Here is an 11,127-nt window from a genome sequence, read left to right as displayed (position 1 = left end):
TATGGTATCTTCAGCTTGATTATCAAAAGTCTAATTCAAGAAATAAAGTTTCAACTTTATGTCATCCCATAGTTTACTTTTGATAATCGGTTAATCTCTACTTTTTTACAACAAAAGAATAAAATTACCCATCTATATACTTTAATGTACCAGCTTAGCTATGTAATAATATAAAATCAATGTTTTTTAGTATTATAATAAACTAAGGATAATCAAAATATTGCATCCTATTGCAATATCCATAACTTCTAAGATATAATTTATGCCATTAGGAAAGCGGGCAGATATTTAAAGAAAAAGTTTTGTTCGTTGATTATCCTTAGTATTTTTATGTAAATATACAGAATTTATAGCAAGGTATTTATAATTTATTTGTGTTTACACTTTGTTTATCAGAACTACTATGCTAAAGTAATTAGTATTTCGGTATAGCTGGTACATATATAGTTTTGTATTTAGGCAGATATAAACTTGAATTATCAAAGAACGTAATATATGCAGATTGATAACCTACGTCACTATCACGATAATCTACTTGGTTTTTATTTTCATATCTACCTGTTGTTATTGACTTGTAAGTCTCTGGATTCCGTTCAGTCCAAGTATTCCATTCATTTAATCGTTTTATATCATCTTTATCATAGCCATCAGCATTGGTTTCAGTAGTACCACCATTAGTGCACAGCCATTTATTATCGTCTTTAGCTAGTGCATTATATATTTCAAATTTACCTATGACATAACCATCATCATTGCATGTACCTACGTATCTGATATTATCTACTATTAAGTCAACTTTACCAGATAATCTATTGTTTGCAATTTTAAACTTAGTTAATGGCACATTGTCAGAATATTGAACATATATCTTCTCGGTTGGGCGCATAATTCTGATAGATTTCATAGTTGATACATTAACTAAGTTGTTATCATAGTACCTACGGTTAGATACATAAGTGGCGTCACCTGATATTATGCCATGCACATAAGTTAGTGTTAACTTGGCTGTTCCTTGCCAGCCATACTGGACCTTAGGTTGATTAAATTCGGCTATATAGGTTCCATGATATTCACCATTGTCATCTAAATAGTACTTGATAGTAACATAATCCCTAATTTGTTCAGTAATAAGCCTATTGGCACGTTCAGAATTGGACCTTTTAATTTCTGCTTGTTTTTCGGCTAAAATAATATCTTGTTTAGCAACCTTGATAGAATCTTGTAACCGTTTTTGTTCAACTAATATTTTTTGCTCTAGCTTCCATACTGACCACGCCAGATAGCTTTCTTTATTACGTTGAAATTGTTCTATGCTTTGTTTTATACTTGCTAACTTATTTCCAAATGGTATAGAATAACGATAATTGTCTAGTGTCATTATTTCATATACAGTATCATATTGTTTACCAGATACCGACTTTACAACCAATGTATCACCAATAGATGCTAATCTTCGGCCAGCGTTTATTACATTTTTAGGTGTAACTATACAAGTAATTGTGCCATAAATAGTATCAGTTAAGGCATACTCAAATTGCTCATCCTTAGCATAGGCATACTTAATTATTGGTGATTCATGCCAATGTTGCCTATTAAAGGTTTGTAACTCATTAGATGGATAATAAGTAAGTTGTAATTCAGCATCATAAGGAATTGTTACTTTGAATTTTTTCTGGCTGTATGCTACCGAAGATAGTATAACAACCATAAGTAGAATTGTTAATCGTTTCATAAGTAATTTAGGTTTGCTTTTCTTAGTCTCTAAGAAAATTCATATAACGAAAGAAGGCGTGAGACTGATAGACTTATATCAAATGTAGGTTCTGGACGACCCCTGTGTTGAATAAGAAAAGCAGCTCACGCCTTTGGTTATTATATGTAGTTATACACATTGCAAACCAAAGGAGAACGTCTTTGTCTATTTTCTCAACACAGTTTGAATTGTCCAGATTCACACTTGAGAAAAGCACTAAACGCTTCCTATAATTATGTTGTCCTTTTGGACATTACAAATATACTAAACTTTATTAAATTGAACTTATGCATATGCTAAATCATGATATTTTAACCGCTTATGACTTGACATTATAAACTCAGTAAATCGTTCTCCATCAAGAAGCTTTAGCGTATTATACCTATATGTAAACTCATTGCAATAGAATTGTAAATATTTAGGGCTAACGGAATGGTAAATACCTACGATTCCTCGTTTTAAATGAGACCAAAAGCCTTCAATTCCATTAGTATGGAAACCATCTTTGTTTTTATAGCTACCTTTCTTATGATATACTACTTGATGTATGTATTCAGGTGATATTCCATGATAACCTTTCCATCCATCTGTTACAACAGTAGTGCCTGGTTTAATTAGTCCATAAATTATCGTTTTCAGTGTTCTACCACTTGTATTAGGAACAACAACTGCATAGACTCTATCATGTGATAGTATACCAACCACTGGAATCTTTTGTTTAAGACTTCGTCCTTGATTTTGCCAAATGCGTCCTTTTGGTTTACCACCTACATAGGTTTCATCTATTTGTACTTCACTGTCAAATTTGTTAGCTATAAATCTATCTGTTTCATTAAGATTATGTCTTAGTTTAGTAAGCATAAACCAAGCTGTCTTTTGTGTAACTCCGATGTCTTTAGATAATTGTATACTACTTATGCCTTTCTTATGTGACAGAAATACATATATTGCATAGAACCATTTTTCTAAGGGAACATTGCTACCTTCAAACATAGTACCTATTGTTACAGTAAACCTCTTTTTACACTCTATGCATTTATAGAGTCCATTAAATTCACCTCTATTCTTTAGTTTATAATGATTTTCACATTGACAATTACAATTCGGACACTTAGGAATGCCTTGCCACCTAACCTTTTCTAAATATTCTCTACATGATTTTGTATCATGGAAATATTTTAGCAGGTCTAAAAGTGACTTTATTGGTTGCATTATATGTAGCCCATTTCGTTAAAAATTGGGTAATACAGAAATCGCCATTCCTTGTTCATTTTATTTTTATTATATAAATATAACAAAAAGATTTAACATGTTAAAAATCAGCATGTTAAAATGAATACATGAGTATTATTTAGTAATATTAAATAAGGTTAAAATTTACTAAAATGGAAAATATGACATTTTCAGAATGGTTACAGGAAGTTTTTAGCAAGGACGATAAACATCTTAAAACTTTAGTGTCGGAATCTTCTGATTCTGAAATAGCTGATATGCTATTTAATAAGACAATAGAACTTAATGATATAGCATATCTATTATCGATGACAAGGCTTAAATCTATTGGTAAGATACTTGAACCAAGAATTGATCAGTTAGAACATCTATATACATTAATTAAAGAATAATACTTATGAAAGATTCAAATTATTGGACTAAACAAGAAAAGATGATATTATTAATGTTATGCACAACATGGTGCATTAATATTATAACGCTAGTAATGACAATTATCGCATTACTAAGTAAGCAATAACGACACCAATAATAGCAACGATAATGCCAATAACAGTAAGTATACATATTGTTATGTGTCTTTTAGTTGCTAATTTAGCCTCTGCAATTGTTAGTTCATGTTTAGTTTGTTGTATCTTTCTGTCTAATTCATGTAAATTAATGTCATGCATGGATTTATCATATTATGTATAGAATAAAGATACGAATAATTTAATAAGATTATATTTAGTACATCAAAGTATATAAATGGGTAAAATTAACCTTGCTTTTTGAATAGTAAATTATAAAACAAATATAAGAGTCATCCCGATACGCAGTGAGGGATCTGTACTACTCCTCATTTCAGAATATTATAGATCCCTCACTGCGTATCGGGATGACAGGTTTAGCTAAATATTTTATTAGTTATTACTCCTTTCCCTATATCGAACCACATTAATTAAACCAACAAGATGTGCTATGGAATAGAATTTTTATTTGACTCTTGTCCATGTTTGCGTTCTGCCAAATGCAGATATACCCACATAACCACGTACTTTTAGCTTGTCGGCTCCATCAAGCGAAACATTACATTTATAAAGCTTACCCGATGTTGGATCAAGTATTTTGCCTCCACTATATTCTTCGCCGTCTTTTTTGAGACCTTTAATAATTACCAAGCCCAAAACAGGTTTGTCCTTATCGGCATCTGAGCAATCAACACATTTCGAATCTTTTTTGGCAGGATTCAATATCTCTACTACTTTGCCGTATATTTTACCGTCTTTTTCGGTGATTTCTACAATAGATTTGGCATCACCTGTTGCGTCGTCGAATGTTTTCCATTTGCCTATAACGCTTTGTGCATTTACAGATAGTACGCCTGCAAACAACGTTAGCAAAAGTGTAATTGTTATTTTTTTCATCGTTTTTGAGTTATTATATACATATTTGAATTATTGTCATACGAAAGTAATATTATTCTTACAGCACCCTTCACCAAAAAGTCACAATAATTTTTTTTGTGAAAAAAAGTAGTCTAAAAAAAATATCGAACCAGATATTTATATACTTTTGCCCAATTTTTATAAAAAATGATACCTATGTTAACTTTTAATTTTTCAAAACGAGCAGGATTATTCGCTGCACTTTTACTGTTTTCTTTATCAGGTTTTTCTCAAGAAGAGAGGATTGATGCCCTGTCTGTTTTGAAAGAAGGGAATAAACGATTCTATGCCGGTCAATTGTTGCATGAGCATCAGAGTTTAGATAGAGTAAAAGAACTTGCCGGAGGGCAGAACCCGAAGGCGGTAATTATTAGCTGTTCCGACTCGAGGGTAACTCCTGAGATTTTGTTCGACCAAGGATTAGGAGATATATTTTCGATCCGCACTGCCGGAAATGTAATGAGCGACTACGAAGAGGGTAGCGTAGAATATGCAGTTGAACATTTGGGTACGAGCCTAGTCGTCGTGATGGGGCATCATGGATGTGGCGCAGTGAAAGCTTTTCTTAATTATGCAGAACATAAAGAAGAGCATGAAGATCATGCTGAAGTAGCAAGTCATATCAATTCTATTATTGAGAAAATGAGTAGCGAAGATGAGCAAAAGGCAGTTTTGGAACAACCTGGAGATCATTATGAAAAATCGATTGAAGCCAATGTTATAAATGGTGTTAATCAATTAAGGAAATCCGATCCTATTTTGGCTCATTTGTACAAGGAAGGTAAAGTGCAGATAATTGGGGCTATTTATCATATAGAAAACGGACAAGTAGAATTCCTCGATTATTGAGGATATACAGAAAGTTAATGAAACTCTTTACTCTATATTTGGTTGATTAGAGCAAAGAGTTTTTTTATTTATGTATCTTTGTTTCTCACTCTTATGTTATATGAATAATTTACTAGACGAATTGAATCAGCAGCAGCGCGAAGCTGTAGAATATAATGATGGACCATCTCTTATTATTGCAGGTGCAGGTTCGGGAAAAACGCGCGTGCTGACATACAAAATAGCTTATTTATTACATCAGGGATTACATCCTCAAAGTATTCTCTCTTTAACCTTTACCAATAAGGCGGCAAGAGAGATGAAGGAGCGTATCGCTCAGATTATCGGATGGCAGCATGCCCGTTATCTGTGGATGGGAACATTTCATTCGGTATTCTCCCGTATATTGAGAACCGAAGCAGAGAAAATCGGTTTTACATCTACTTTTACTATATCCGATTCGGCCGATTCACGCAACTTGATAAAGACCATTATCAAAGAATATCAACTCGATGATAAGGTGTATAAGCCGGCTCGTGTGCAGGGTACAATCTCTAATGCAAAGAATGCCTTGATTTCGCCCCAAATGTATGCTCAGAATAAAGATCTTATCGAATACGATCAGCGTGCGAAAGTACCGATGATTAAAGATATTTATCGTGATTATTGTAATAGGTTGAAAGCATCGAATACAATGGATTTTGATGACTTATTGTTTTTTACCAACCGTTTGTTTCGCGACCATCCCGATGTTTTGAAAACCTATCAAGAGCGTTTCCAATTTATATTAGTAGATGAGTATCAGGATACTAACTTTGCTCAATATCTGGTTGTTAAGCAACTCGCAGATGCCCATCACAGAGTGTGTGTGGTTGGCGACGATGCGCAAAGTATTTATTCATTTCGGGGAGCAAATATCGATAATATCTTAAAATTTAAGGAAGTATATCCTGAATCGAAACTATTTAAACTCGAACAAAATTACCGTTCTACAAAAAATATAGTAAACGCTGCCAATAGTCTGATCAGTCAGAATAGAGATCAGATACAGAAAAAGGTTTTTTCAGAGAATGACGAAGGCGAGCGCATTGAGGTGGTGAGTGCATTCTCCGATTTTGAAGAGGGTGTAATTGTTTCCAATAAAATATGGGACTTGCGGCGTGATAAGGATGCCTCTTATAGCGATTTTGTTATACTATATCGTACAAATGCACAATCGCGTGTGTTTGAAGAGTCGCTGCGGAAAAAGAATATTCCATATCGAATCTATGGTGGACTTTCTTTTTATCAACGTAAAGAGATTAAGGATGTTATAGCATACTTCCGCATGATAGTCAATCCTTATGATGAGGAAGCATTTAAGCGTATTATCAATTTTCCTACTCGTGGCATTGGTAATACGACCGTGGGAAAAGTGACAGCCGCCGCCCGATTGCACGATGTGAGTCTATGGGAGGTAATCGGAGATCCTTTGGCGTACAATCTGAATGTAAATTCGGGAACAGCTAAAAAACTGAATGATTTTCGTCAGTTAATAGAAGGCTTTATCGGGCAATTACCGGCTCTTTCGGCTTACGAACTGGCTACGCATGTTGTTAAGCAAAGTGGTATTTTCAGCGATGCCTGTCAGGATCAGACTCCTGAGGGTATGAGCCGTCAGGAAAATCTTCAGGAGTTGCTTGGTGGTATTCACGAGTTTTGCGAAACACGACAAGAGGAGGGTGCAGAAAATATAGGGTTGATGGATTTTCTCTCAGAAGTTTCGCTTTTGAGTGATCAAGATACTGATAAAGAGGCAGACAGAGAGAAAGTTACGATGATGACTATTCATGCTTCTAAAGGATTGGAATTTAAAAATGTATTTATCGTTGGGCTCGAAGAAGATCTTTTTCCTTCGGCAATGGCGAAGAATGAGTTTAAAGGATTAGAAGAAGAACGACGCCTTTTTTATGTGGCACTGACTCGTGCTAAAGATTTTTGTATGATGACTTACGCGAAGAGCCGTTTTCGGAATGGTCAGGTCAATGCATGTAATCCGAGCCGTTTTTTGAAAGATATCGATGTTGTATATCTTAATGTAAACAAAGGTGTACTAGACGGTGGTTTCGGATCTTTTCAAGGTGGTTTTCAATCATCGGTTTATAATTCATATAAAGATAAAACTACGGATGATGAACCGATAAGAAGAGATAAAGTTATCAGGGAGCAGCCTGAACAAATTCGCTCTAATTTCGTTAAATTAAAAGATGCAATACATAAGCCTTCCACGACGAATGGAATGTCGGAAGTAAAAGAAGGTGATGTGATTAAACATGAGCGATTTGGAGTGGGTAAGGTGACATCAGTAAGTGGTGATCCGGACAGCCGGAAAGCAACTGTAGAATTTGAAAATTCGGGTATAAAACAGCTATTGCTAAAGTTTGCTAGATTTGAAATTATACAATAAAAAGCAATAATATTAGTTGATTAACTTAAAGGCGTATTTCGTTTGTTTTTATTAACATAATTGAGCGCAGCACCCTATATTTATTGGCGTCTCTTCAAGTAGAGTAAGAAAAAAAATGTACATTTGTTCTATAGTGTTTCTTTGATTCATTAAACCTTTTACAGGAGATAACGTCTAAAAGTGGAAGAAACATCTTAAATAGTACTTAATTATAAAAAAAATAATAGGAGATCAGTTTATGAAGACAATCAAATTATTATTAGTGGTTCTAATGACAATGTTGCCATTCTCTATGTCTGCGCAAAATGGTTGGGATGACCTCTATGGTACTCCTAGAACCAGAACTAAAAAAACGAATACTAAAGCCAATCCGACACCCACGAATACAGTCCCTCCCAGACAAACAAATAATACTCAGGGACAAACAGTTAATCCAAATCAAGTAATTGTGGTAGGCGATAATGGTGATGTAACGCTAGAAACAGCACAACGCAGGCCTCTAGAAATGGATGTTGATGCCTATAATCGTCGTGGAGGAAATGTTGCTCCATCTAATAATATGGATGCCAACGAAGAATTCGAAGAAGAATATACCGATTATAAATATACCGATCGTATCGTTAAGTTTCATGATCCGGCTAATAGCGTCAGGATATCCAGTGATGACCAGATCAATGTTTTTGTAGTAAATGATTTATATAATAATTACTACACCAATCGTGGTTGGGATTTAAATATGAATGCCAATTGGGGTATGGGTTGGAACGGCGGTTGGGGCATGGGCTGGGGCGGCGGCATGTGGGGTCCCGGTTGGGGCGGCATGTGGGGTCCTCGCTGGGGCATGGGCTGGGGTGGCGGCTGGAACATGGGCTGGGGCGGCGGCTGGGGCATGGGCTGGGGCGGCGGTATGTGGGGCGGCGGCATGTGGGGTCCCGGTTGGGGCTGGGGCGGCGGCATGTGGGGTCCTGGTTGGGGCTGGGGCGGCGGCTGGGGCGGTGGTCGTAGAGGCAACGTCAGTATGTCAGGCCGTGGTCGTTCAGGCTACTTCGGAGCAACAGGAAGAAGTGGAAGAAATAACTCTTCGATGAGAAATACGTCAGGTGGAAGAAACAATTCTTCTAGTGCCGGACGAGGCAACACATCTAACACACGTCCAACCTACAATACCGGAGGTCGTCCAGGATCATCAACAAGACCGAATGCAGGTACAAGACCAAATAGCAATACAAACACACGTCCAAGTTATAATACATCGGCAAGTGGAGGTAGAGGTAATTCTTCAACAGGAGCAAATACCAGACCTACAACTACACGTCCGAGCTATAATACATCAACAAGTGGTAATCGTGGTAATTCTTCAACGGGAACTACTTCAAGACCAACAAGTACACGTCCGAGTTATAATACATCGACAAGTGGTAATCGTGGTGGTTCAACAGGAACAACTAGCAGACCTGCAACTACACGTCCGGCTAATACATCCACATCTGGTGGTAACCGTGGATCATCATCGCCGAGCGTGAGTAGACCTAGCAGTAGTCCTTCTAATTCCAGATCATCATCGTCTTTCGGTTCGCCTAGTGGCGGACGTAGTTCTTCTCCTGCATCATCGGGAGGTCGTTCATCCGGCGGCGGTGGTGGAAGAAGCAGTGGCGGTCGTGGCAGATAAGAGATAATTAATTTATAATAAATAATGCATAAGAGCTGTTTCAGAATGCAAATTGAAGGAGCTTTTTTAAACAAAAATAAAATAGTTATGAAACGTAAATATTTACTAGCATTAGCATTTAGCCTTTCTCTGGGAGCATCGTATGCTCAAGGAGAGATGGATGCTTATAAATTTTCTCGCAATGATCTGACAGGTACAGCTCGTTCTTTATCTATGGGAGGGGCATTTGGCTCTTATGTTGGAGGAGATATATCTGCTATTGCAATCAATCCGGCTGCGATAGGTGAGTATAACAGATCGGAGGTTGTAACAACCTTGAACTTTATGAATACACGGATGGAGTCTAATCTGGGTGGAAATACACAAACTGAAAATAAATTTAAAGTGAGATTTGATAATCTTGCTTTTGTTTCTACATTTCCATTACAGAGTGATGTTGCTCCTTTCCTTAACTTTGGTTTCTCGTATAATCGTCTGAAAACTTTCGATCGCCAATACTCAATGGGAGGAAATACAAGAAACTCGCTTAGTGACTATATGGTGACCAGAGCCGATGGATGGCAAACCAGCGATCTATCGTTGAACTCTAATCCGCAGGCTTGGCGTAACACAGACTGGCTACCTGTATTAGGTTTTAATTCGGGATTAATTACAAATCGGAATAATTCAACAGATCGTTATGTGTCAACTACCAGAAATTCTGGGGGTAATAGAGTTTTGACTCCGTATAGCCAATTATTCAATCAAGAAAGAGGTTCTATAAATACATACGATTTTAATTTAGGGACAACATTTTCCGATATGGTGAGTTTCGGATTTACTGTAAGTATGACCGATATTAATTACCGCATGTATTCCATATATTCGGAAGATTTTGCTAATGGAAATAACCAGGGATTTTTTGATCTTGAAAACTGGTTGAGAACAGATGGTACGGGATGGCAGGTTAAGACAGGTCTTGTATTTAAGCCTATTCACCAATTACGCATAGGTGTAGCTTATCATTCACCTACATGGTACCATATGACAGACTATTATGCTGCAGATATACAGCATGACATATCGGCGCTAAGAGGTACAGCTACTAATATACCAACTGATTATCAACCGGGACGAGTAGAAAGTTTCGATGGAAATGGAGATGGCATAACTGATTATCGTCTTCGTACACCAGACAAATGGTCATTCAATATAACAGGAGTAATTGGCCAAAGAGCTATTATTAGTGCTGATTATGAATTGACTAATTATCGTAATAATATGAGATTACATGACAATAATGGTCGTGCATTAGCTAGTGGCGATGCAGATCCGAATAATCTTATAGAACAAGATTTCAGGAATTCATCGACACTGCGTATAGGTGCAGAGATTCGTATCACTCCTTTATTCTCGGGTCGTGTAGGTTATTCATGGGTGCAAAGTCCATTAGTAGCAGAGTTTAGGAACAATGACTTTGAAGTATTCACTGTTGGTTCTGTTCCTCATTATACATTAGATGGAGATACTCATTATATAACTTATGGTTTGGGGTATAGACTAACAAGCCACTTCTATACAGATGTTGCTTTTGTAATGACTTCTCAAAAAGATGATTTGTATACATTCTCAAGAGTTCTGGATAATTCGGGTAACGATATTGTTACTCCTGATAGAATTTCTCTTAAGACAAATCGTTTCCAAGGTCTTTTGACTCTTGGTTATAGATTCTAAGAAAAAGAAAAAATTAAGATAAATAAAAAGAGTATTTCCACTACGGAAATACTCTTTT

At 36.3% G+C, this 11,127-nt stretch carries 8 protein-coding genes; 5 read left to right on the top strand and 3 right to left on the bottom strand.

Going from position 1 to position 11,127, the window contains the following annotated elements; all coding sequences use genetic code 11:
• Nucleotides 1–415 precede the first annotated feature (415 nt).
• Together G7Y56_RS14600 and G7Y56_RS14595 are read right to left on the bottom strand one after the other, a co-directional pair.
• Entirely contained in the window at nt 416–1,732 is a 1,317-nt protein-coding gene (locus G7Y56_RS14600; RefSeq protein ID WP_165044579.1) for a hypothetical protein, read from the bottom strand.
• A gap of 306 nt (nt 1,733–2,038) precedes the next feature.
• Nucleotides 2,039–2,965 carry an IS1595 family transposase gene (locus tag G7Y56_RS14595; protein ID WP_165044577.1) on the bottom strand — a complete coding sequence of 309 codons (927 nt, stop codon included), beginning with the start codon at nt 2,963–2,965 and terminating at the stop codon, nt 2,039–2,041.
• Between the two features lie 173 nt (nt 2,966–3,138).
• On the opposite strand from G7Y56_RS14595, the gene G7Y56_RS14590 reads away from it, so the two are divergent.
• Nucleotides 3,139–3,378, top strand: a complete 240-nt coding sequence (locus G7Y56_RS14590) for a hypothetical protein (protein ID WP_165044575.1) — start codon at nt 3,139–3,141, stop codon at nt 3,376–3,378.
• 582 nt (nt 3,379–3,960) lie between these two features.
• Here the strand turns inward: G7Y56_RS14590 and G7Y56_RS14585 are convergent.
• Nucleotides 3,961–4,392 (bottom strand): DUF2147 domain-containing protein, encoded by a 432-nt coding sequence (locus tag G7Y56_RS14585; RefSeq protein WP_165044573.1) that lies wholly within the window; start codon nt 4,390–4,392, stop codon nt 3,961–3,963.
• Nucleotides 4,393–4,569: 177 nt separating this feature from the next.
• On the opposite strand from G7Y56_RS14585, the gene G7Y56_RS14580 reads away from it, so the two are divergent.
• From G7Y56_RS14580 to G7Y56_RS14565, 4 genes are all read left to right on the top strand, one after another.
• Entirely contained in the window at nt 4,570–5,262 is a 693-nt protein-coding gene (locus G7Y56_RS14580; protein ID WP_165044571.1) for a carbonic anhydrase, read from the top strand.
• Between the two features lie 100 nt (nt 5,263–5,362).
• Nucleotides 5,363–7,687, top strand: a complete 2,325-nt coding sequence (locus tag G7Y56_RS14575) for an ATP-dependent helicase (RefSeq protein WP_165044569.1) — start codon at nt 5,363–5,365, stop codon at nt 7,685–7,687.
• 238 nt (nt 7,688–7,925) lie between these two features.
• Complete coding sequence (locus G7Y56_RS14570; protein ID WP_165044567.1) at nt 7,926–9,356, top strand: hypothetical protein; 1,431 nt, start codon at nt 7,926–7,928, stop codon at nt 9,354–9,356.
• An 87-nt stretch (nt 9,357–9,443) separates the two neighbouring features.
• A complete protein-coding gene (locus tag G7Y56_RS14565) occupies nt 9,444–11,069 on the top strand; it encodes an OmpP1/FadL family transporter (protein ID WP_165044565.1) in 1,626 nt (541 codons plus the stop codon).
• The last annotated feature ends 58 nt before the right edge of the window (nt 11,070–11,127 follow it).

Origin of the sequence: Dysgonomonas sp. ZJ709 (assembly GCF_011039195.1) — a bacterium.
In the GTDB taxonomy this organism is placed as follows: domain Bacteria; phylum Bacteroidota; class Bacteroidia; order Bacteroidales; family Dysgonomonadaceae; genus Dysgonomonas.
Note: the sequence above shows the minus strand (reverse complement) of the source record. Positions and strands in the feature narration are given on the sequence as shown.